Origin of the sequence: Amycolatopsis sp. FBCC-B4732 (assembly GCF_023008405.1) — a bacterium.
GTDB classification, from domain to species: domain Bacteria; phylum Actinomycetota; class Actinomycetes; order Mycobacteriales; family Pseudonocardiaceae; genus Amycolatopsis; species Amycolatopsis pretoriensis_A.
This window is the reverse complement of record NZ_CP095376.1, coordinates 8624486-8645043: the sequence shown is the minus strand read 5'-3', so window position 1 is coordinate 8645043 and position 20558 is coordinate 8624486. Positions and strand designations below refer to the sequence as shown.

Annotated in this window: 19 protein-coding genes and 1 tRNA gene; 12 read left to right on the top strand and 8 right to left on the bottom strand. The window is 72.1% G+C overall.

Translation table 11 applies throughout. From position 1 onward, the window contains the following. Positions 1–6: 6 nt before the first annotated feature. The 3 genes from MUY14_RS39050 to MUY14_RS39040 all read right to left on the bottom strand — a co-directional run bounded on the left by MUY14_RS39050 (position 7) and on the right by MUY14_RS39040 (position 4389). Positions 7–1899, bottom strand: a complete 1893-nt coding sequence (locus MUY14_RS39050; RefSeq protein WP_247017119.1) for a glycosyltransferase family 39 protein — start codon at positions 1897–1899, stop codon at positions 7–9. Between the two features lie 233 nt (positions 1900–2132). After that, positions 2133–3662: a cell wall metabolism sensor histidine kinase WalK gene (locus MUY14_RS39045; protein WP_247017117.1), complete on the bottom strand. Its 1530-nt coding sequence runs from the start codon at positions 3660–3662 to the stop codon at positions 2133–2135. Then, positions 3640–4389, bottom strand: a complete 750-nt coding sequence (locus tag MUY14_RS39040; RefSeq protein ID WP_281506212.1) for a response regulator transcription factor — start codon at positions 4387–4389, stop codon at positions 3640–3642. Before MUY14_RS39040 ends, MUY14_RS39045 begins: the two co-directional genes overlap by 23 nt. Positions 4390–4558: 169 nt before the next feature. Here MUY14_RS39040 and MUY14_RS39035 point away from each other — a divergent pair, with 169 nt between their 5' ends. The 4 genes from MUY14_RS39035 (at position 4559) to MUY14_RS39020 (ending at position 7414) form a co-directional block, all read left to right on the top strand. Then, entirely contained in the window at positions 4559–5173 is a 615-nt protein-coding gene (locus MUY14_RS39035; protein WP_247017115.1) for a hypothetical protein, read from the top strand. A gap of 214 nt (positions 5174–5387) precedes the next feature. After that, positions 5388–6542: a sensor histidine kinase gene (locus tag MUY14_RS39030; protein WP_247017113.1), complete on the top strand. Its 1155-nt coding sequence runs from the start codon at positions 5388–5390 to the stop codon at positions 6540–6542. Further along, a complete protein-coding gene (locus tag MUY14_RS39025; protein ID WP_247017111.1) occupies positions 6539–7204 on the top strand; it encodes a response regulator transcription factor in 666 nt (221 codons plus the stop codon). The genes MUY14_RS39030 and MUY14_RS39025 overlap by 4 nt, the downstream gene beginning before the upstream one ends. A 9-nt stretch (positions 7205–7213) precedes the next feature. Next, the gene (locus tag MUY14_RS39020; RefSeq protein ID WP_247017109.1) at positions 7214–7414 is read left to right on the top strand and encodes a hypothetical protein; all 201 of its coding nucleotides are present in this window, start codon (positions 7214–7216) and stop codon (positions 7412–7414) included. Here the strand turns inward: MUY14_RS39020 and MUY14_RS39015 are convergent. Beyond that, a complete protein-coding gene (locus MUY14_RS39015; RefSeq protein ID WP_247017107.1) occupies positions 7404–7850 on the bottom strand; it encodes a nitroreductase family deazaflavin-dependent oxidoreductase in 447 nt (148 codons plus the stop codon). The genes MUY14_RS39020 and MUY14_RS39015 overlap by 11 nt on opposite strands. A gap of 126 nt (positions 7851–7976) precedes the next feature. Here MUY14_RS39015 and MUY14_RS39010 point away from each other — a divergent pair, with 126 nt between their 5' ends. Then, positions 7977–8645 carry a TetR/AcrR family transcriptional regulator gene (locus MUY14_RS39010; protein ID WP_247017105.1) on the top strand — a complete coding sequence of 223 codons (669 nt, stop codon included), beginning with the start codon at positions 7977–7979 and terminating at the stop codon, positions 8643–8645. 111 nt (positions 8646–8756) lie between these two features. Beyond that, a complete protein-coding gene (locus tag MUY14_RS39005) occupies positions 8757–10277 on the top strand; it encodes a 3-hydroxyacyl-CoA dehydrogenase (protein ID WP_247017103.1) in 1521 nt (506 codons plus the stop codon). 62 nt (positions 10278–10339) lie between these two features. Here the strand turns inward: MUY14_RS39005 and MUY14_RS39000 are convergent, their stop codons facing one another. Together MUY14_RS39000 and MUY14_RS38995 are read right to left on the bottom strand one after the other, a co-directional pair. Continuing rightward, positions 10340–13174, bottom strand: a complete 2835-nt coding sequence (locus MUY14_RS39000; protein ID WP_247017101.1) for a PQQ-dependent sugar dehydrogenase — start codon at positions 13172–13174, stop codon at positions 10340–10342. A 111-nt stretch (positions 13175–13285) separates the two neighbouring features. Further along, entirely contained in the window at positions 13286–13936 is a 651-nt protein-coding gene (locus tag MUY14_RS38995; protein WP_247017099.1) for a L,D-transpeptidase, read from the bottom strand. Between the two features lie 207 nt (positions 13937–14143). Here MUY14_RS38995 and MUY14_RS38990 point away from each other — a divergent pair, with 207 nt between their 5' ends. Next, positions 14144–14653, top strand: coding sequence for a hypothetical protein (locus tag MUY14_RS38990; protein WP_247017097.1), 510 nt, complete (start codon positions 14144–14146; stop codon positions 14651–14653). Here MUY14_RS38990 and MUY14_RS38985 read toward each other — a convergent pair. Together MUY14_RS38985 and MUY14_RS38980 are read right to left on the bottom strand one after the other, a co-directional pair. Continuing rightward, positions 14643–15533, bottom strand: coding sequence for a serine/threonine-protein kinase (locus MUY14_RS38985; protein ID WP_247017095.1), 891 nt, complete (start codon positions 15531–15533; stop codon positions 14643–14645). The two genes, MUY14_RS38990 and MUY14_RS38985, sit on opposite strands and share 11 nt — an antisense overlap. Before the next feature lie 8 nt (positions 15534–15541). Beyond that, positions 15542–17236: a class I SAM-dependent DNA methyltransferase gene (locus MUY14_RS38980; protein WP_247017093.1), complete on the bottom strand. Its 1695-nt coding sequence runs from the start codon at positions 17234–17236 to the stop codon at positions 15542–15544. 78 nt (positions 17237–17314) lie between these two features. Here MUY14_RS38980 and MUY14_RS38975 point away from each other — a divergent pair, with 78 nt between their 5' ends. The 5 genes from MUY14_RS38975 to MUY14_RS38955 all read left to right on the top strand — a co-directional run bounded on the left by MUY14_RS38975 (position 17315) and on the right by MUY14_RS38955 (position 20548). Next, positions 17315–18058: a PP2C family serine/threonine-protein phosphatase gene (locus MUY14_RS38975; RefSeq protein ID WP_247017091.1), complete on the top strand. Its 744-nt coding sequence runs from the start codon at positions 17315–17317 to the stop codon at positions 18056–18058. A gap of 44 nt (positions 18059–18102) precedes the next feature. Then, a tRNA-Ser gene (locus tag MUY14_RS38970) sits at positions 18103–18187 on the top strand. A gap of 113 nt (positions 18188–18300) precedes the next feature. Beyond that, on the top strand, positions 18301–19176 hold the full coding sequence (locus MUY14_RS38965; protein WP_247017089.1) for a class I SAM-dependent methyltransferase: 876 nt from the start codon (positions 18301–18303) through the stop codon (positions 19174–19176). An 861-nt stretch (positions 19177–20037) separates the two neighbouring features. Further along, positions 20038–20298: a hypothetical protein gene (locus MUY14_RS38960; RefSeq protein WP_003056176.1), complete on the top strand. Its 261-nt coding sequence runs from the start codon at positions 20038–20040 to the stop codon at positions 20296–20298. A 4-nt stretch (positions 20299–20302) separates the two neighbouring features. Next, positions 20303–20548, top strand: a complete 246-nt coding sequence (locus tag MUY14_RS38955) for a hypothetical protein (protein ID WP_247017087.1) — start codon at positions 20303–20305, stop codon at positions 20546–20548. Positions 20549–20558: the final 10 nt, after the last annotated feature.

The following is a 20558-nucleotide window of genomic DNA, read 5'->3' as shown; positions in this document are numbered from 1 at the left end:
TTTCGATCAATTGATAGATTTTGTCAGGTCGTAAACCGTCGTGCTCTCGGCGGTGACCGGTGCGAAGTTCTGCTCGACCCAGGTCTGGATTTCGCCGGCGGTCCCCCGGCCGCCCCCGAAGCCACCGCGCCCGCCCGCGACGTAGTAGTGGACGTCGCCGCTCGCGACGTACCGCTGGAACTGCTCGAGCGTCGGTGCCGGGTCGCTGCCGCTGAAGCCGCCGATCGCGAGCACCGGCCGTCCACTGGCGAGCGCCAGCCCGGCCGACTCCATCGCGCCGCTCTGCGCCGCGGCCCACTTCGTCGTCGTGCCCTTGAGCAGGTCGATCACCGCGGTGTCGGTCTGCCCGCCGCCGAAACCGCGGGCACCGCCACCGAAGCCGCGTCCACTCGCGACGGCCGGCCCGGACGACGGCGTCCCGCCCGAGTGCGCGGTCGCCGCCGTGGCCAGTGTGAAGGCCGACGTCCCGAGCAGCGCGCCGCACAGGCCGAGCACGGCCACGACCGGGCCGAGCCGCCGGAGCCGGTCGGCGCCGAACAGCAGCGCGAGCACGGCGGCCGCGCTCAGCACGAGCAGCGCGTAGCGCACCCACGGCTGCCAGTCCGGCGTCCGCGCGAGGAGCAGGAAACCCCACACCGCGGTCACGGCGAGCAGGACGGCGAGCACCGCGCGGGCGGCGAAGTTCGCCCGGCCGCGCCACAGCTCCCGTGCGGAAATCCCCAACGTGGCGGCGATCCCGGGCGCCAGCGCGACCGTGTAGTACGGGTGGATGATCCCGCTCATGTAGCTGAACACCAGCGCGGTGACGACCAGCCAGCCACCCCACAGCAGCAGCGCCGCCCGCGTCCGGTCGGTGCGCGGCGCGCGGCGGGTGAACCACAGGCCGGCGACCAGCCCGATGAGCGCGGCGGGCAGCAGCCACGACGCTTCGCCGCCGAACTCGCCGCTGAACAGCCGCGTCAGCCCGGTTTCACCGCCGAAGCCACCGCCGAAGCCGCGCCCGCCCGCGGGCAGTTCCAGCCCGGCGGGTGGCGTGACCGCCCCGCCACCGCCGCCACCGCGGCCTTCGCCGAAGATCCGGCCGAGGCCGTTGTAGCCGAACGCGAGTTCCAGCACGGTGTTGTCGGTCGAGCCGCTGATGTAGGGCCGGTCGGCGGCCGGCCACACCGCGACGACCGCGATCCACCAGCCCGCGGAGACGAGCACGGCACCGGCCGCGGCAGCCAGCTGCCAGATCCGGCGGCCCAGCGACGTCGGCGCCGCGACGGCGTAGGCGAGCACGAACGCGGGCAGCACGAGGAACGCCTGCAGCATCTTGTCGAGGAAGCCGAACCCGATCGCGACCCCGGCGAGCAGCAGCCACACCGTGCTCCCGCGTTCGAGCGCGCGCACGACGCAGTACGCGCCGGCGACGAGCAGCAGCACGAGGAAGGCATCGGGGTTGTCGTAGCGGAACATCAGCGCGGCAACCGGCGTCAGCGCGAGCCCGGCCCCGGCCAGCAACCCGGCTCCCGGCCCGGACAGCCGCCGCACGGCGAGGTAGACCAGGCCGACCGAGGCGACGCCGGCGAGCGCGTTCGGCACGAGCAGGCTCCAGCTGGAGAAGCCGAAGAGCCGCCCGGACAACCCCATCACCCACAGCGAGAACGGCGGCTTGTCGACGGTGACGACGTTGCCGGGGTCGAGCGAGCCGAAGAACAGGGCCTTCCAGCTCCACGTCCCGGCCTGCGCGGCCATCGCGTAGAAGTCGTTGGCCCAGCCCGTTTTCGCCAGGTCCCACAGGTAGAGCACCCCGGTGCCGAGCAGCAGCACGGCCACGGCCGGCTTGACCCACCGGGCTTCACGCGCGGCTTCGGGAGCGGGCTGGGCGAGCGCGGGCGCCGACAGCGTGGTCGTCATGGGCTTCACCGTGTCGGCGCCGCATGTGGTGAAGATGTGCCGAAGCTGTGCGTACGCTGTGCATCCGCCCCGACTGTCGACGTTCACGACGATTTCCCACCATCACCCGCACGAGGCGCCGCGCCTTGGATGAACAGGGAAGACCACAACATTGAAGAATGGCTCGCTCGAGGTGTTTCGTAGAACACGCTCGGACACCGGTACGCCCTTCAATGCGTTCGAGACGAAACCCGTCACGCGGGCGTCGGCGCCGCCGGGAACGTGATCTCGAACTCCGTGCGGCCCGGCCGGCTCTGCACCGCCACCCGGCCGTCGTGCGCGCTGACCACCGCGGCCACGATCGCCAGCCCGAGGCCCGTGCTCCCCGCCGCGCGCGATCGCGAATTGTCGCCGCGGGCGAAGCGCTCGAAGACGTCCGGGAGGATGTCCGGGGGGATGCCGGGGCCGTCGTCGGCGACGCGGAGGCGGACCGTCTCGTCCGAAGTGGACAAAGTGGTCGTCACCGTCGTGCCCGCCGGGGTGTGCGTGCGCGCGTTGGCCAGCACGTTGATCACCACCTGGTGCAGCTGGCCCGCGTCGCCGCGCACGCCGATCGGCTCGCCGGGGACGTCCATCAGCCACTTGTGGTCCGGGCCCGCGACGTGCGCGTCCGCGACCGCGTCGGCCACCAGCCGGCACAGGTCCACCCACTCGTGCACCACCTGGCGGCCGGAGTCCAGGCGCGCGAGCAGCAGCAGGTCCTCGACCAGCGTCGTCATCCGGCGCGACTCCGACTCGACGCGGCTCATCGCGAACGCGACGTCCGGCGGCACCTGCTCGCCGCTGCGGCGCGTGAGCTCGGCGTACCCGCGGATCGCCGCCAGCGGCGTGCGGAGCTCGTGGCTCGCGTCCGCGACGAACTGGCGGACGCGGTTCTCGCTCGCGTGCCGCGCGGTGAGCGCGTTCGCGACGTGCTGCAGCATCCGGTTCAGCGCCGAGCCGACCTTGCCGACCTCGGTGTTCGGGTCGGTGTCGGGTTCCGGGACCCGTTCCGACAGCGCGACTTCACCGCGGTCCAGCGGCAGCTCGGACACGCGCGTCGCGGTCGCGGCCAGCCGGTCGAGCGGCTTCATCGTGCGCCGGATCGTCGCCGCGCCGACCGCGCCCGCGACCAGGATCCCGGCGAGCGCGACGCCGCCGAGGATGAACCCGAGCCGCCACAGCGTTTCGTTGACGTCCCTCAGCGGCAGGCCGATGACCGTGCGCTCGCCGCCGGGCGACGCGGTCGACAGGACGCGGTATTCGCCGAGGCTGCCGCCGAGGTCGACGGTGTGTGGCTTGCCGTCGGCCGCCAGCGTGAGCAGCGTCGTCACCTGGTCGCGGCTGATCGGCTTGAGCGGTGGCCGTCGCTTGCCCTGCCCGGTGGCGGTGGGGACCGCGCCGGCGGTGAAGTCCAGGACGCTCGCCCGGACCAGCCCGGCGCTCACCGTGACCGCGAGGGTGCCGTCGCCCTGCCCGAGCACCCGCAGCGGGTCGGGCGGTGGCGTGTCGCCGTACACCCAGGGCGGGGGCTCGCCGTTGTGCTTGCCGCGGTCGTTCGTCGCGGCCAGCCGCTTGTCCTGCTGGCCGACGAGGAACTCGCTCAGCGCGAACTCCGTGACCACGCCGACGACCAGGCACACCAGCGCGAGCAGCGCGGCGAGCTGGACGATCAGCCGCCGCCGCAGCGACCACGGCCGCCGCGTCCGGAACCGCCGCCGCTCAGCCCGCTGGCTTGAGGACATACCCGGCGCCCCGCATGGTGTGGATCATCGGCTCGCGGTCGGCGTCGATCTTCTTGCGCAGGTAGGAGATGTAGAGCTCGACGATGTTGGCCTGCCCGCCGAAGTCGTAGCTCCAGACGCGGTCCAGGATCTGGGCCTTCGACAGCACGCGCTTGGGGTTGCGCATGAGGTAGCGCAGCAGCTCGAACTCGGTCGCGGTCAGCGGCACCAGGTCGCCGCCGCGGTGCACCTCGCGGCTGTCCTCGTCGAGGGTGAGGTCGCCGACGACCAGCTGCGACCCGCTCGCGCCGGTGACGCCACCCGCGCGGCGCAGCAACGCGCGCAGCCGCAATGCGACCTCTTCGAGGCTGAAGGGCTTGGTGACGTAGTCGTCGCCGCCCGCGGTGAGCCCGGCGATGCGGTCCTCGACCGCGTCCTTCGCCGTCAGGAACAGCACCGGCAGGTTCGGCGCCTCGGACCGCATGCGCCGCAGCACTTCCAGCCCGCTGAAGTCGGGGAGCATGACGTCGAGGACGACGGCGTCGGGGCGGAAGTCGCGCGCGATCCGGACGGCCTCCGTGCCGTCGCCCGCGCTGCGCACCTCCCAGCCCTCCATCCGCAGGGCCATCGACACGAGCTCGGCCAGCGTCGATTCGTCGTCGACCACGAGCACCCGCACCGGACTGCCGTCGGCCCGGCGCAGGTCGGCCTTGCCAGGGCCGGGTGACGTGGCGTTCATAGCGGTCATGGTGCCACCTTCCCGGCTCGCCGTCAGTGTTCGCTGTGCGGCCGCTGTGCGTTCCCTGTGAGAGTTCGCCCGGTCGAGGCACAGCACCCGCTGACGCCCCGCACAGCTCAAACACAGCCTCGGCGGCGAACCTGGTCTCCGACCAGTGTGGGCACCACCGGAGGACACGATGACGACCGAGCCGACGCCGAACACGCCACCCCAGGGCGAACCGGCCCCCGCCAACTGGGGCGACCCGGCCCCCGCCGCGCCGAAGAAGGGCTGGTCCGGCAAGAAGACGGCGATCGCGGCCGGCATCGCGGTGGTCATCGCGGCCGGCGGCGGCGCGGCGATCTGGGCGGGCACCAGCAGCGCCGACAACACCGCGCAGGGCCCCGGCGGCTTCGGCGGTCCGGGCGGCAACGGCCAGTTCCGCGGCCAGGGCATGCCGGGCGGCGGTTTCGGCGGCGGGCCGGCCGCGATGCGCGACGCCCTGCACGGCGACTTCGTCGTGGCCGACCCGAACGGCGGCTACACGACCGAGCGCCTGCAGACCGGCGACGTCACCGAGCTGAGCGCGACTTCGGTGACGCTGACCAGCAAGGACGGCTACAAGCAGACGTACACGATCGGCTCGTCGACGCGGAAGACGGGCGACGTGAAGCAGGGCGCGACGAACGTGACGGTGGTGGCGAAGGTCGAGGGCCAGACGGCGACGGCGACAACGCTGGGCCAGGGCTTCGAAGGCCAGCGCCAGCCTGGCCAGCGCCGCGGCGGCGAGTACTCGGGCCGCCCCACGAACTGACCGGCCCAGCTCACCCCGAGCGCCCCGATGTGGCGTTGGGTGCGCTCAACGCACCGAACGCCACATCGGGTGCGCTGGACGCACCGAACGCCACATTGGGGCGTTTCGGCGCCGACGGCCCTCCTGCCAGGGTCCGCCCCGATGCCGCGTACCCCTCCCGTCGCATCGGGGCGTTCCCGCCCACTCGCCCGCCGCTTGCGGCAAAGTGGCGGGTGTGCCGGACATCCGGGGGTCGCTGAGGCGCCAGTCGCTGCTGGTCGCGCTCGTCTGCGTGGTCTGCGACGCCGCCCTGTTCACCCTGCGCGGCTCGCTCGGCGAATCGGGCTGGCGCGGCTGGGCGGTGCTGCTCGGCGGCATCGCCGTCAACGCCGCGCTCGCCGGCGCCGCCCGCCACTCCGGCTGGGTCGCGCTCGCGCACGCGCTCCTGTTCGCCGGCGCGCCGCTGCTGCTCTGCACCTGTCAGGGGTACGTCGTCGGCAACAACGCCGGGATCCTCATCGCCGGCTACCGCGCCGGGGCCTGGCTCCGGCCGAAACCCGCCGTCCTCGCCCTCCTCGCCCTGCTCCTCGGCGTCACCGCCGGCTGCATCGAAGGCGGCGGCCGGACCGCGGCCGACTGGCGGCTGACCGCCATCAGCGTCAGCGTCAGCGGGCTCCTGCCGTGGCTCGTCGGCCGGTACACGACCGCCCGCCGCGCCTACATCGCCGACCTCGAACGCGAAGCCGACGAACGCCGCCAGCACGAGGAAGAGGCCGTCAAGCGGGCCGTCCTCGAGGAGCGCACGACGATCGCGCGCGACCTCCACGACGTCATCTCCCACCACGTCAGCGCCATCGGCGTGCACGCCGGCGCGGCCCGGCTCGGCCTCCCCGAGGGCGCCGAACCGGTGCGCAAGTCCCTCGGCGCCGTCGAATCCGCCAGCCGTTCGGCGATGGCCGACCTGCGCCGGCTCCTCGACCTCCTGCACGCGGAAACCCACGCCGGACAACCCGGCCTGGACAACCTGGACGAGCTGGTCGAGACCGTCCGCGCGGCCGGCCTCCCCACCCGGCTGACCCTGCGCGGCGAGCCCCGCGAACTGCCGGGCTCGCTCGACGTCGCCCTGTACCGGATCGTCCAAGAGGCCCTGACCAACGCGCTGCGCCACGGCGAAGGCCCGGTCGAGGTGGAGCTGAACCACGGCCGCACCGAAGTCGTGCTCACGGTGACGAACGGCCTGCGCCCGGACCGCGGCACGCACGACGAGCACGCGCACCGCGGCCTGGCGGGAATCCGCCAGCGCGTCACCCTGTTCGGCGGCCAGGTCTCCTACGGCGAAGCCGGCGGGCACTGGCAGCTGCGCACGACCTTCCCGGTGGAGAGCACATGATCCGCGTCCTGCTGGCCGACGACCACGCGATGTTCCGCTCGGGGATGCGCGCGCTGCTCGACACCCAGCCCGACTTCACCTGCGTCGGCGAGGCGTCCGACGGCCGCGAAGCCGTCGCCGAAACCGCGCGCCTGCGCCCGGACGTCGCGGTCCTCGACGTCCGGATGCCCCGCCTCGACGGCCTCGCCGCGACCGAAGCGATCCTCGCCGCGCCGGGCAACGACACCCGCGTCCTGGTGCTCACCACGTACGACGCCGACGAGTACGTCTACCGCGCGCTGCGCGCCGGGGCGAGCGGGTTCCTGCTGAAGAGCCTGGCGCCGGAAGAGCTGGTCGCGGCGATGCGGGTGGCCGCGCGCGGGGACGCGCTGATCGACCCGTCGGTGACGCGGCGGCTGGTCGCGAAGTTCACGTCGGTGCTCGAACCCGCGGCCGCCGAACCACCCGAGCTGGCCCGGCTGACGTCCCGCGAACGCGAAGTGCTGCTCCTGCTCGCCAACGCCTGCAGCAACGCCGAGATCGCGCGGCGGCTGCACGTCGGCGAGGAGACGGTGAAGACCCACGTGTCGCGCGTGCTGAGCAAGCTCGGGCTGCCCGACCGCGTGCACGCCGTGGTCTACGCCTACCGCAACAAACTCGTGCCGGACGGGCGACCGGCCTAAGCTGAGCCGATGAGGCGCTGGATCACCTTCGCGATCGGGGTCGTGCTCGTGCTGGTCGGCGCCGTCTGGGTGCTGCAGGGCATCGGCGTGATCACCGGCAGTTTCATGACCGGCCAGAAGCTGTGGTTCCTGATCGGGCTCGCCGCGTTCCTGGTCGGCGTGGTCCTGGTCGCGGCCAACCTGACGCGGCGGCGCAAACCTACTTCGTGAAGATCTCGAAGATCGGGTAGCCCGGCGCGATCTCGCGCAGCTTTTCGTCCGAGGCCTTGGCGTCGACGCCGTCGAAGAACACGCCGACCTCGAACTTCCAGCGCTTGAGGTACGCGCGGAGGATGCCCGGCTTCTCGTCGTCGGCCAGCTCGCGGAACGTGAACGCCTCGACGCGCTTCCCGACGCGCAGCGTGCCTTCGCCGGCGAAGCGCAGGTTCCGCACCCACTGCGTCTCGCCGCGCGGGGCGACGAGGTAGCGGACGCCGTCGACGGTCAGCAGGTTGACCGGCACCGACCGCGGCTCGCCGCTCTTGCGGCCGACGACGGTCAGCACCCGGCTGCCCCAGACGCTCACGCCCATCCTGGTCAGCTTCGCGACCAGTTCGTTGAAGGCGTTGGTGGACTTCTTCGGCTCGATGTAGCGGGCGGCGGTCATGGCGTCCTCCGGAAGTTTGGGAGAGCACTGCTCTCGACTAAGAGCAGTGAACACCCGAGCACTGCTCACTGTCAAGAGCACTGCTCTCGATTTTGTGCGCCGCTCTCGTCGTGGCACACTGATCGCATGACCGCGACCCGGACCGCCCGCGAACGCGCCCGCGCCGAACTGACCCAGGAGATCAAGGACGAAGCCCGCCGCCAGCTCGCCGACGTCGGCGCGCACGGGCTGTCGCTGCGCGCGGTGGCGCGTGAGCTGGGGATGGTGTCGTCCGCGTTGTACCGGTACTTCCCGAGCCGGGACCGGCTGCTGACGGACCTGATCATCGACGCCTACAACGCCATCGGCGAGGCCGCGGAGCAGGCGGACCCCGGCAAGGGCGAGCCCCGGGAGCGCTGGCTGGCGATCTGGCACGCGACCCGCGAGTGGGCCCGCGCGCACCCGCACGAGTACGCGCTGATCTACGGCTCGCCGATCCCCGGTTACCAAGCGCCGCAGGACACCGTCGCCCCGGCGGCCCGCGTCGCGCTCGCGCTGGTCAAGGTGCTCACGCACACCGAACTGCGGGCGGTCGGCGAGGTCCCGCCCGAGCTGCGCGCCCAGGCGGAAGCACTCACGGAGGTCCTCGGGATCGTCGCCGGCCCGGAGACGGTGGCCCGGCTGCTGATGGCCTGGACCCAGCTGTTCGGCGCGATCAGCTTCGACCTGTTCGGCCAGTACGTCGGCAGCGTCGACCCGGCGGACGCCTTCTTCGCCCACTCGGCGCTGCGCATGGCGGAGTTCGTCGGCCTCTAGCCCGGCTCCGCTCACCCACCACCAGCCGACACGATCCGCGCTCCGCGCAGCCGGGTTCGCCGGCCTCCAGGCGGTACCGTCACGCAGAGGTCAACGGAAAGGCGGGGCGACGTGACGGGGTGGGCCGGGAAGGTCGGCAGGATCCGGGTGATCGGGACCGGGGTGATGGGCCGCGGGATCGGCCAGCTCGCCGCGACCGCGGGGGTGACCGTCGAGCTCGCCGACGTCCGGCCCGAGGCCGTCGCGCAGGCGATCGAGTTCGTCGGCGGGATGATCGACAAGCTGGCCGCCAAGGGCAAGCTGACCGAAGACCCGCAGGCGGTGAAGGACCGGCTCGTCGCGGTCGACGCGCCCGCCGCCCCGGCCGACGGGGTCGATCTCGTCGTCGAAGCCGTGCGGGAGGACCTCGAGACCAAGCGGGCGCTGTTCGCCGACCTCGAGCGCGTCTGTCCACAGGAGACGGTGTTCGCGACCAACACCAGTTCGCTGTCGGTCACCGAGATCGCCGCCGGGCTGGCCGAGCCCGGGCGGCTCGTCGGGCTGCACTTCTTCAACCCGGTGCCGCTGATGCGCCTGGTCGAGGTGGTGCCCGGCGCGCGCACGTTCGACTGGCTGCCCGGCCAGGCGCTCGAGCTGGTGCGCGGCTGGGGCCACGAGCCGGTGCTGGCGAAGGACGCGCCCGGCTTCCTGGTCAACCACGCCGGCCGCGGCCTGAACACCGAGGCGCTGCAGATCCTGGCCGAAGCACTGGCCGAGCCCGCCGACGTCGACCGCGTCGCCCGTGACGTGCTCGGCCTGAAGCTCGGCCCGTTCGAGCTGCTCGACCTCACCGGCCTCGACGTCTCCCACGCCGTCCTGGAAAGCATCTGGAGCGGCTTCCACGGCGACCCGCGGCTGCGGCCGTCGTGGCTGACCCGGCCGCGCGTCGCCGCCGGGCTGTTCGGGCGGAAGAACGGCGAAGGCTTCTACTCCTACGACGACGGCAAGCAGCGGGTCGCCGACGAGCCGGCCGCGCCGCCGAAGCCGGCGAGCCCGGTGTTCACCGCGGACGAGCACCTCGCCCGCACGCTTTCCACGGCGGGCGTGCACGTGGTGTCCGACGCCTACCCGGACGCCGTCCTGCTCGTGCCGCTCTACGGCGAGTCCACAGTGGACGCTGCCACCCGCGCCGGGCTGCCGCTGGACCGGACCACCGGCGTCGACCCGCTCGGCGGCTACGAACGCCGGCTGACGATGTCGGTCCACCCCGGCCTCGACCCGGCGGCGGGCCGCGCCGCCTGGGGCGCGCTGGCGGCGACCGGTCACCCGGTGACCGTCGTGCGCGACGGGCCCGCCCCGATCGCCCAGCGCCTGCTGGCCTCGATCGTCAACACGGCGTGCTTCATCGCGGGCCAGCACCTCGCGACCCCGGCGGACATCGACACGGCGGTCCGCCTCGGCCTCGGCTACCCCCGCGGCCCCCTGGCCTGGGGCGACCTCGTCGGCGGCGACGTCGTGCTGCGCATCCTGCGCGGCCTCGCCTCGACGACGGGCGACCCGCGCTACCGCCCGAGCCCGTGGCTCACCGAGCGCGTCGCACTCGGCCTTCCCCTGACCTCGACCGGAACCACGCCCGCGGAGCTGCTCGGCTAGCGACACCGAAAAGGCGGGCCGCCCCCGGAGTTCCGGGGACGGCCCGCCTTTCACCGATCAGTTCACCAAGGACGGTCGACCGCTCCGCCCGCGAGCGTGAACGTGATGTAGCCGCCCTGGAAGTCGCTGCGGTACAACCCGTTCGTCACGTACTCGTCGGTCGTCGGGTAGCGCAGGTAGGACCGCTCCCACCCGAGCGCCGCCCACTTCTTCCGGATCTCGCCCTTCACGGCGTGCGCACCGGTCGCCACCGAGTAGTAGATCGAGTGCCCGAGGCTGAAGTGGTTGTACCGCCCGACCCCGTCCGGCGTCGCGCCTTCGTCGGTGATCGGGAACCCGAGCCCGCGCTCGTACCCCAGCTCCGCCCACTTCTTGCGGATCTCGCCGAAGATCGCGTGCGCGCCGTCCGCCGCCGTGTAGTAGATCGAGCCGACGTTGCCACCCTTGACGAAGTGGTTGTACCGGCCGACGCCGTCCGGCGTCCCGGCCTCGTCGGTGGTCGGGTACCCGAGCCCGCGCTCGTAGTCCAGCGCCGCCCACTTCTTGCGGATCTCACCGTAGAGCGCGTGCGCGCCCGTCGCCGCCGTGTAGTAGATCGAACCCACGTTGCCGTTGTTGACGAAGTGGCTGTACTGCGCCACCCCGTCCGGCGTGGTCGCGGTGTCCGACGTCGGCGGGCCGAGGACGCTGTGGCCGCCGAACGCGACGTACTTGTCGAGCACCGGGCCGGTCACGTACTTCGTGCCGCCCACCGCGCTCCAGTACAGCCGCCCGTTCGCGTAGACCCGGTAGTGGACCGGGCCGTCGGTGACCTCGGGCGCCGTCGGCGCGCCGAGCTTCGCCTGCAGCGCCGGGTCGGCGTTGTAGCGCTGGTCGATCGGCGTGGCGTAGTTCGCCGTCAGCGTCATGTCGCTCGTGCCGACGGTGATGATCCACTTGTTGTCGGCCGGGCCGCCCTGCCAGCCGGTGAACGTCGAAACGCCGTCGATGGCCAGCGACTCGGCCACGACGTCGAACGACGCCCCTTCGGTGACGAGCGCCGTGTTGGCGTTGTTCGCGACCGAGATCTTCAGCACCGCGGGCTGCGTGCCGACCAGCGTGACGCGGTGCCGGCGCGGCCACGCCGTGTACGTCTTGGACGTGGTGACGCCCGCGCTGTCGGTCACCGTCGCGGTGAACTCCATGCGGGAGTCCGGGTGCTCGGTGAACGGCGCCGCGAAGCTCGCCCCGGTGCCGCCGTCGCCCGGGTGCGAGTGGCAGGTCGCCTCACTGGGGCAGTGCCGCACCGCCGTGGTCCAGGTGATCGGCAGCGTGCCGTCTTCGGCGTCGGTCGCGGTGGCGCCCAGCGAAACCTGCTGGTCGACCGCGAAGGTCGCGGAATCACCCGGCGTGGTCAGGGTGATCACCGGGGTGTGGTTGCCCGGCGCGACCGCGATGCTGGTCGTGTCGGTGGCACCCAGCGGGTCCCGGACGGTCAGCTTCGCGGTGAACGACTCGGTGCCCGCCGCGTAGGGGTGCGACACCTTCGGGCCACCGTCGGTGAGGGTGCTGCCGTCGCCGAAGGCCCAGTCGTACTTCAGCGTGTCGTTGTCGTAGTCGACCGAAGCGGAGCCGTCGAACGTCACCGTGCGGGTGTCGGGGTCGGTCACCGACGTGGCCTTGGCGACCGGCGCGGTGTTGCTGGCCGAGTAGCTCAGGCGACGCAGGTTGCCGGTCAGGATGTCCGCGTAGACGATGTCGCCGTTCGGCGCCGCGGCGAACTTCACCGGGCCGCCGATGTCGGTGAAGACCGGCGGGTTCTCCGGGGCCTGCGTGAGCTGGCCCTGCTTGTCGTAGCGCATCGTCCAGATCTTGTGCGTCACGTAGTCGCCGAAGAAGTACGAACCGCGGTACGCCGCCGGGTAGCTGGATCCGTTGTAGACGATCCCGCCGCTGACGCTGTTGCCCTGCATGATGCCGTTGCCGTGCTGGTACTCGAAGATCGGCGGCTGGTTCGCCACGCCGGCGCAGCCCGCGAGGCCGCTGAAGCCCGGCGTCGGGTGGTTGCCTTCCCAGCACGGCCAGCCCTGGTTGGCGCCGCGCTGGACGACGTCGACCTCTTCCCACGCGTTCCAGCCGACGTCCCCGGCGACCGGCAGCCCGAGGTTCTGGTCGATGCTGAACCGGAACGGGTTGCGGAACCCGCGCGCGAACACCTTGCTCGCGGTGGAGCCCGGGTTGGCGGCGTCGTAGTACGGGTTGGTCGGCACCCCGCTGCCGTCGGCGGCGAGGTGGAGGATCTTCCCGTACGGCTGGTTGATGTCCTGGGCTCGCAGCGAACCCGGGTCGGCCTGCCGGAAGTCACCGTTGTCGCCGATGGACAGCCAGAGCGTCCCGTCGGTGGCGGCGACGACCTCGTCGAGGCCGTGCACGTTGAAGATGCCCGGCACCTCGAACAGCGTCTGCTCGCCGGTCAGCCCGCTCGGCACGCCCGCCGCGTCCACGGTGACCGTGAACCGCGCCATCCGCATCACGAAGCCGCTGGTCTGGTTGATCGACCGCGTCAGGTAGATGGTGTGCGACGTGGCGTAGTCCGGTGCGACGGCCAGCCCGACGAGGCCCAGGTCCTCGTTGGTGCGGACCGGCAGCTTCGCCAGCAACTGGCCCGCCGAGCCGTCGGCCGACAGCCAGCGGACCGTGCCGTTCTTGCCGGTGACCAGCATCGAGTTGTCCGGCAGGTACCCGAAGTCGGTGAGTGGTTCTTGCCCCAGTCCGGCGCTGGTGTCCCGCAGCACGAACCCCTGCGGGAGCGCAGTCGCCGCCGTCGCCACCCCCGTGGCCACGACGGGCAGCATCGCCCCGGTCAATACTGCCGCCACGAAGGCGTGACGGAGTGCGCGAAGTTTTCGCAAGGCCATTTGGCCCCCCTTCCCAAACGATCACTTATCGCCTGAGCAGGGGGGCCAGTTGCACTCGTCAGAGTGAATTTATCGGACTGTGACCTACTGTCCGTATTGGTCAGTAACGCGTTACGGGACCACCTGCACGACGTCACCGACGTGCAAGGTGTTGAAGAACTTCAGGGACGCGGCGGCCGACAGGTGGATGCAGCCGTGCGAGTACACCGAGAGGCTGCCGGTGTGGAAGGCGTCGCCCGGGTAGAAGAACACCGAGTTCGGCATCTCCGCGTTGTCGAATTCCTTCGACAGGTGCATCTTTTCCTTCGACAGCACGTGGAACGTGCCGGTCGGGGTCGGGTTGCCCTTGCGGCCCGGCAGCATCTTCACCGGCCCGTAGACGACCTTGCCGCCCTGCAGCAGCCACGCCTGGTGCGCCGAGATGTCGACGCAGGCCGCGGTGCCCGGCGCCGCGGCCGCCGCCGCGCACGGGACGCCCGGGTTCGCCGCGGGCGCCGGCTTCGGCTTGGGCTTCGGCTTGGTCGTGACGGGAGCCGGCTTCGACGTCGTGGGCGCCGGCGCCGGGGTCGCGCTCGACGTCGCCGGGGTGGGCGTCGGGGTCGGGGTGGCGCTCGACGTCGTCGGCGTCCCGCCGCCGGTGCCCGCGGCCGCGACGGCCCCGCCGCCGGCGTTCGGCCCGCCGGCCGCACCCCCGCCACCGGAACAGGCAGCCAGCACGAAGGCGGTGGCCAGCGCGGCCGCTCCCGCCAGAAGCCTCTTCACGTCCGGTACCCCCAGTGTCTCGATCATCGCGTTGGGACATCGGTAAAGACGGTGCTCACCCGGTCGAGGTTCGTCGGTGAAGGTCACGATTTGGGTCAACCCGGGGGTTGAGGCCGGAATCCACCCGGGACCGGCCCCCACGCCGACGAAACCGGGCCGCCGTTCGCCGACGCTGGGAGCACCCGACGAACCGAGGAGCCGCCAGCCATGCCCACCGCAGCGAACGTCCTGCTCTACGCCGCCATCGCCGTGCTCGTCTTCTACCGGGTCGTCTACCGGCAGGTCCGCGGCACGCTGCTCGACCGCAAGTCGCTGGTCACGCTGCCGCTCGTCCTCACGGCGGTGGGTGCCTACCTGACGCTGAAAGCGCTGCCGGGCGCGTCCGCCGGCGAGTTCGGCCTGCTCGCCGCCGACCTGGTGGTGCTCGCCGGGCTGGGCGTCCTGCGCAGCACGACCACGACGCTCACCGAGCGCGCCGGCACGACGTTCCAGAGGGGCTCGCTGGTCACGGTCGGGCTGTGGGCGCTGACCGTCGCGGCCCGGATCGGGCTGGTGGCGCTCGGGACCGCGCTCGGCGTCGCGGGCCCGCTGACCACTGCGTCGATCGCGCTCACCCTCGGCGTCAGCATCGCGGTGCAGAACGCGACGACCTACCTGCGCGTCCAGCGCCGCGGCCTGCCGCTGGCCGACCGGCGCCCGGCGGCCCTCAACCGCTGACGCGCCCCAGCATCCGCGCGTACATCCGGCCCGGACTGGGCACCGACGCCGGCACCAGGAACCCGGGCAGCGGCGGCAGCCCGCCGACGAACCCGCCGAGCCGCTCGTACAGCTCGGCCGCGCCGGACGGCCGGGCCTCGGGCTCCTTCGCCAGCACTTCGGCGAGCAGGGTGTTGAGCTGCTTCGGCACCCCGCGGACCGGCGGCGGCAGCTCCTTGACCTGCCGCTCGAACACCGCGTACGCCGTGGGCCCGTCGAACAGCCGCCGCCCGGTGAGCATCTCGTGCAGCACGCAGCCGAGCGCGTAGAGGTCGCTGCGCGGTTCGGCGCCACCCCGCTGGATCTGCTCGGGCGCCATGTACGACGGCGTCCCGAGCAGCTGCCCGGCCCGCGTGAACTGCGCCGCGTCCGCTTCCCGCAGCACGGCGAGCCCGAAGTCCATCACCTTCACGCCGCCGTCGGGCCCGAGCATCAGGTTGGACGGCTTGAGGTCGCGGTGGCACACCGCGAGCGCGTGGGCGGCGGTCAGCACCGCGCACGCCTGCGCCGCGATCGCCGCGGCCCAGGGCACCGGCAGCGGCCCGTGCTCGGCGAGCAGGTCGGCCACGGTCACGCCTTCGACGAACTGCATGACCTGGAACAACCGGTCGTCGTGGGTGCCGTAGTCGTAGAGCGTCGGCACGCCGGGGTGGTCGAGCGTCGCCAGGATCCGCGCCTCGCGCGCGAACCGGGCTTCCAGCTCTTCGTCGCGGCCCGGCAGCCGGAGCAGCTTGATCGCCACGCGCCGGCCCAGCCTGCGGTCGAACCCGCCGTGCACCGCGCCCATCCCGCCGCGGCCGAGCGGCAGCTCGTCGAGCTCGTAGCGGTCGGCGATCAGCATCCGTTCCCCTAACGGCCCGGCCTGAGCCGTCCTTCGACAAGTCCCGCGAAGCCTAGCCGGACCAGCTCACGACCCGTTTCGGCCGCCTGCCGCAGAACGGCGTCGAACGCGGCGAGGTCGCGGAAGACCCGGCCGTATTCGCGCTGGACCGCGATCGGGACCCGCGGGACCCGCACGCGCCTGCTGTCGATCCGGGTCGACGCGGACGCGGCGGGCAGGTCGGCCGCGCGCAGGCAGCCGGCCAGGAAGTCCGCGTCCAGCCGCCCGGGGTCGACGCGGTACACGGTGAGCCCGGCGCCCACCGGTCCGGTCGGTCCACTGTGGACGTATGCGATCCCGGTCACCGACGCCACGACGTCGCCCGCTTCGGCGAGCGGGTGCTCGGCGTCCGCGCGGGCCGCCGCGTGCCGGACCTCGACGATCCCGGCCTTGACCAGCTCGCCGATCGTCGTGAACGCGGGCTCACCGTCGGCCGCTTCGAGCGGCGGCAGCTCGGGGACGAGCTCGGCGAACCGGCCGCGGACGGCCTCGAAGGCCTGGCCGGGATCCTCGTCGCTGGTGCGGCGGTGGGCCGGCGTCAGGTCGACGTCGTCGTCGAGCAGGTCGATGATCCGGACGCCGGCTTCCGGGTGCGCGCGGAACTCCCGCCACATTTCGTCCACTGTGGACAGCTCGTCGCCCGCCTCGCCGAGCAGCACGGTGGACGGCGGGCGTTCGCCGGGGACCGGGCGCCGCAGCAGCCAGAGGTCGGGCCCGGCCGGCGGCAGCGTGACGACCGCGCGGACCGCGCCCGCGCGCAGGAGGTTGCCGCGGATGCGCTTGCCGCTGCGCCGCCCGGCCGCCGCGCCCGGCATCAGGATCGCCACCGCGCCACCGGGTTCGACGTGGGCGAGGCAGTGCTGGACCCAGGCGAGCTCGGGTTCGCCGCGCGGCGGGAGGCCGTACTCCCAGCGCTCGTCGCCGACGAGTTCGTCGTGGCCCCAGGCGCGTTCGTTGAACGGCGGGTCGCACAGCACGGCTTCCGCGGTCCGGCCGGCGAAGGCGTCTTCGCGCAGCGCGTCGACCGGGTGGACCTCGGCCTCGATGCCGCGCAGCTTCAGCCGCAGCCCCGCGATCGACGCCGTCATCGGGTCGCTGTCCTGCCCCAGCACGGCTTTCGCGCCGCTGGCCAGCGCGAGCGCGCCGAAGCCGCAGGCGGGGTCGAGGATCGTCGAGACCGGGCCGACGAGCCGCGCCATCAGTTCGGCGATCGGCTCCGGCGTGGCCGACAGCCGCCGCGAATGCGCCTCGAAGTACCGGCGGCACAGCAGTTCGAACGCTTCGACCGGGCCCGCGCGGTGCGTCATCTCGCTGAGCAGCGTGAGCAGCTCGGGGTCGTCGAGCTCGCGGTCGAAGGTGTCGACGAGACCGGCCTGGAAGGCGAAGAAGACGCCGGCACGGCTCACGCGTTCGGCGAGGTCGAGGTCGTCGCCGAGGGCCCGCAGGCGCTGCCAGGCGCGTTCGCCCTCGCTCAGCTCGAACGGCTTGCCGCGGGCGGCGAACCAGGCGGCGACGGCGGACAGGCCGAACAACGGGCTCGACGCCGTGCCGCCGACCGGCTGCGGGAAGTCCGGGTACCGGCGGCGCCAGTTGCTCACCGCGGCCCGGCCGACCCCGGCGAGCCGCGCGATGTCGGCCGCGCTGACCGTGGCGTCGTCGTCCATGGCGAGGACTCTATCGGAGGATGCTCCATTCAGCCGACATGGTTGTGAACTCAGTCAACCAATGCTTACATGGGGAACATGACACACGATCGGTACGTCCTGCGGTACGCCGCGGGGTCGGACGTCGGGCAGCGTCGCCGGATCAACGAAGACGCGGTGTACGCGAGTTCCCGCCTGCTCGCCGTCGCCGACGGCATCGGCGGTCAGCCGCACGGCGAGGTCGCCAGCGCGACGGCGGTGGACGTGCTGCGCGAGCTCGACGTCGACCTCCGGCGGGTGGACCTCACCGGGGTCGACCTGGCCGCGACGCTGACCGGCGTGGTCAAGTCGATCGACGACCGCCTGCACGAAGTGGCGGCGCAGGAGCCGGAAACCACCGGCATGGGCACGACGTTGACGGCGCTGATGTTCGACGGCATCGAGTTCGCGGCGGCCCACATCGGCGACTCCCGGGGGTATCTGCTGCGCGACGGCGAGCTGCGCCGCCTGACCCGCGACCACACCCTCGTGCAGGCATTGGTCGAAGACGGCCGGGTCGCGGCCGAGGACGCGGACTCCCACCCCCGGCGTTCGTTGCTGATGAAGGCGTTGCAGACAGCGGGTTCCGGCGACCCGGACATCTGGACGTTCCCCGCCGCCGAGGGCGACCGCTACCTGCTCTGTTCGGACGGCCTGAGCGGCCCGGTCAGCGAACCGAAGCTGCGAGAAGTCCTGTCGGCGCCGACCGACCCGGCGGAAGCGATCCCGGAGCTGATCCGCCTGGCCAACGAGGGCGGCGGACCGGACAACATCACGTGCGTGGTGGCCGACGTCACGCGCTGACCCACCTTCGAGACGCGGGAAGGGCATCCGGTATCGTCTCCTGCGGAGGATTGGCCGAGCGGCCTAAGGCGCACGCTTGGAAAGCGTGTTGGGTTCACGCCCTCGCAGGTTCGAATCCTGTATCCTCCGCCGTTTGATCAGGCGAAACGCCGGGCCGCGCGCCCGGCGTTTCGTCGTTTCCGCCCCCGGTGCCCCGAAAACCGGTGGCCCGCCCCGGATCCGCACCCCCAACGTCCGGGTTCGTGACGTACGAGCACCCGCTGGCCTACTTGATCGGCATCGAAGGCCTCGCCCTGCTGCGCGGCTTCACCGGCGAGTTCGACCGCGAGTTCACGGAAGCCCGCCTCGCCGAAGTCCACCGCCTCCTCGACGACGAATCCCTCGCCAACGGCGTCGACGTCGAACAGATCGGCACGGTGCCGGGCTACGACCTCTGGGCACCGACCTACGACGACCCGGCGAACGCCGCGTTCGCCCTCGACGAGCCGTGGCTCGAAGAACTCGCGGGCCACCCCGGCGACGCCCTCGACGCAGCCTGCGGAACCGGGCGCTACTCGGCCATCCTCGCCGCGCGCGGGCATCGGGTGGTCGGCGTGGACAGTTCGCCCGGCATGCTCGCGCGTGCCCGGGAACGGGTGCCCGGCGCCGACTTCCGGCTCGGCGACCTCACCGATCTTCCCGTCGACGACGCCTCGGTCGATCTCGTCACCTGCGGCCTCGCGCTGACCCACGTCGCCGACCTCGGTCCCGTGCTCGCGGAGTTCGCCCGCGTCCTGCGGCCGGGCGGGCACGCCATCCTGTGCGACGTCCACCCCGAGTCCGTCGCCCGCGGCTCGATCCCGTCGCTGCGCGGCCCCGACGGCCGGCCCGGCCGCCTCACCTCGCACCGCCACCTCGTCGGCGACTACCTGCGCGCCGCACTCGCGGCCGGGTTCACCCCGCTTCGGTGCGAAGAACCTCGCCTGCCGGCGAAAGACCCGGCCCCCGCGACGACCGAGCCGGGCCCGTGGGAGCTCTGGCCGTGGAGCCTCGCCGCCCTGGTGCCGGACGCGGCCCGCGCGGCGGCGCGGGACGTGCCGGCACTGCTCGTCTGGGATTTCCGGCTGCGCGACAGGTAACTCTCCGATCGGCGTCAAGGCGCAGTCGGATGATCACGCTGGGTAGTTGGATCCGTTTCATTGGAACCACGCCCGTAGGAGACCGGAGATCGAGGACTAGAGACCGTGACCGCAGTCGAAAGATCCCCGATGCGCCGAGACTCACCACGCAGCTCAACGGCGCCGACCTCCATCTCGCACAGCTCGACCGACGGGATTACCGAACGAGCGAGAAGGGTGAACCAGTCATGACCACACAGCCCGCCCCGACCCCCAACCGGGAGCCGGACCGCGCTACGCCGCTTCCGTCCTCTTGGCGGTCGGGCTACTCGGCGTTCACGTCGACTTCGGGCCGTTCCACTTGAGCCCGAGCGGCCCGACCACGGCGATGCACGCGCCGTCAAAATGATCGGCCGCCGGTGTCCGCAGCCGGTGTCCGCAGCCGCCGTCCCTGGCCGCGTAGCGCCGTCAACGCTGCTCACCGGAGATTTTCGGCCGCCCGAAATGTGAAACCTCTTCGGTGCTGCGCTTTTCCGCTCGGGCACGTGGAGTCACGGGCAGGGCTGGGCGAAACGGGTTACTCCGCTCGCGCTAGTCTCAGCCCCACCTCGCCCGCCCCCTGTCGAGAAAGGCCAGCAGTGGTACGAAAACCGCTCTGACCTGGGGTGACGCTGGCCAGCGACTTCAGTGCGCGGTACTGGTGCCGGGACGACCCCCGCACAGACCGTGATCGGCCCAGCCCCGGACGTCCCACGTCCGGGGCCTTGCTGATTCCGGACCCGCGATCACTCGGCAAAGTCAGATGATCACGCTGAGTCGTTGGATCTGTTTCAATGGAACCGTCCCGCACTTCACCAGAGATTTTCGAGGAGTAGAGGCCCGATGGCCGGAGTCGAAGAGATCCGCGCTGGCATCGCGCTCGCCAACGAAAAGGCGTCCGCGAGCATCGCCGCTCTGCAACAGGCAGCGCAGTCTCTCGAAGAAGCCCAGCAGTCGCTCGCACAAGCGACGCAGGGCAGCAGCCAGCACGAAGTGAGCCAGGCGCACGGACTGCTGGCGGAAGCCCTGCAAGGCATCAACGGTCTGCAGAGCACCGTCCAAGCAAGCATTTCCTCAGCTGACTCCTACTCGGCGCGTCTCTAGCCGGATGACGCTCGCCGAACTCCACCAGCTGCTGACCTCGGTCGTGGCTGGGCTCGCCGATGCGCGCGCCCACTCCGAGCGGGCCACGAGCCTGCTCGGGGAAGCCCGGCAGGCGCTCGTGGACGCCCAGGCCAAGGCCGATCCCTGGCTCCCTTCGCAGTACGCCCAGGCGGGCGAGGGGCTGGATCAGCTCCTCGTCCGGCTGGCCGCTGCCGAAGACCTGGTGAGCGGATACCGGTCGCGCCTGTAATCCTGCTAGG

Excerpts from the sequence above, each read along its gene's own strand:
- MUY14_RS39010 (WP_247017105.1), top strand. The coding sequence starts at position 7,977 with ATGACCGCGACCCGGACCGCCCGCGAACGCGCCCGCGCCGAACTGACC.
- MUY14_RS39040 (WP_281506212.1), bottom strand. The coding sequence starts at position 4,389 with ATGACCGCTATGAACGCCACGTCACCCGGCCCTGGCAAGGCCGACCTG.
- MUY14_RS38975 (WP_247017091.1), top strand. The coding sequence starts at position 17,315 with ATGACACACGATCGGTACGTCCTGCGGTACGCCGCGGGGTCGGACGTC.
- MUY14_RS39000 (WP_247017101.1), bottom strand. The coding sequence starts at position 13,174 with ATGGCCTTGCGAAAACTTCGCGCACTCCGTCACGCCTTCGTGGCGGCA.
- MUY14_RS38960 (WP_003056176.1), top strand. The coding sequence starts at position 20,038 with ATGGCCGGAGTCGAAGAGATCCGCGCTGGCATCGCGCTCGCCAACGAA.
- MUY14_RS38955 (WP_247017087.1), top strand. The coding sequence starts at position 20,303 with ATGACGCTCGCCGAACTCCACCAGCTGCTGACCTCGGTCGTGGCTGGG.
- MUY14_RS39050 (WP_247017119.1), bottom strand. The coding sequence starts at position 1,899 with ATGACGACCACGCTGTCGGCGCCCGCGCTCGCCCAGCCCGCTCCCGAA.
- MUY14_RS38980 (WP_247017093.1), bottom strand. The coding sequence starts at position 17,236 with ATGGACGACGACGCCACGGTCAGCGCGGCCGACATCGCGCGGCTCGCC.
- MUY14_RS38985 (WP_247017095.1), bottom strand. The coding sequence starts at position 15,533 with ATGCTGATCGCCGACCGCTACGAGCTCGACGAGCTGCCGCTCGGCCGC.
- MUY14_RS39015 (WP_247017107.1), bottom strand. The coding sequence starts at position 7,850 with ATGACCGCCGCCCGCTACATCGAGCCGAAGAAGTCCACCAACGCCTTC.
- MUY14_RS38990 (WP_247017097.1), top strand. The coding sequence starts at position 14,144 with ATGCCCACCGCAGCGAACGTCCTGCTCTACGCCGCCATCGCCGTGCTC.
- MUY14_RS39035 (WP_247017115.1), top strand. The coding sequence starts at position 4,559 with ATGACGACCGAGCCGACGCCGAACACGCCACCCCAGGGCGAACCGGCC.
- MUY14_RS39045 (WP_247017117.1), bottom strand. The coding sequence starts at position 3,662 with ATGTCCTCAAGCCAGCGGGCTGAGCGGCGGCGGTTCCGGACGCGGCGG.
- MUY14_RS39020 (WP_247017109.1), top strand. The coding sequence starts at position 7,214 with ATGAGGCGCTGGATCACCTTCGCGATCGGGGTCGTGCTCGTGCTGGTC.
- MUY14_RS39025 (WP_247017111.1), top strand. The coding sequence starts at position 6,539 with ATGATCCGCGTCCTGCTGGCCGACGACCACGCGATGTTCCGCTCGGGG.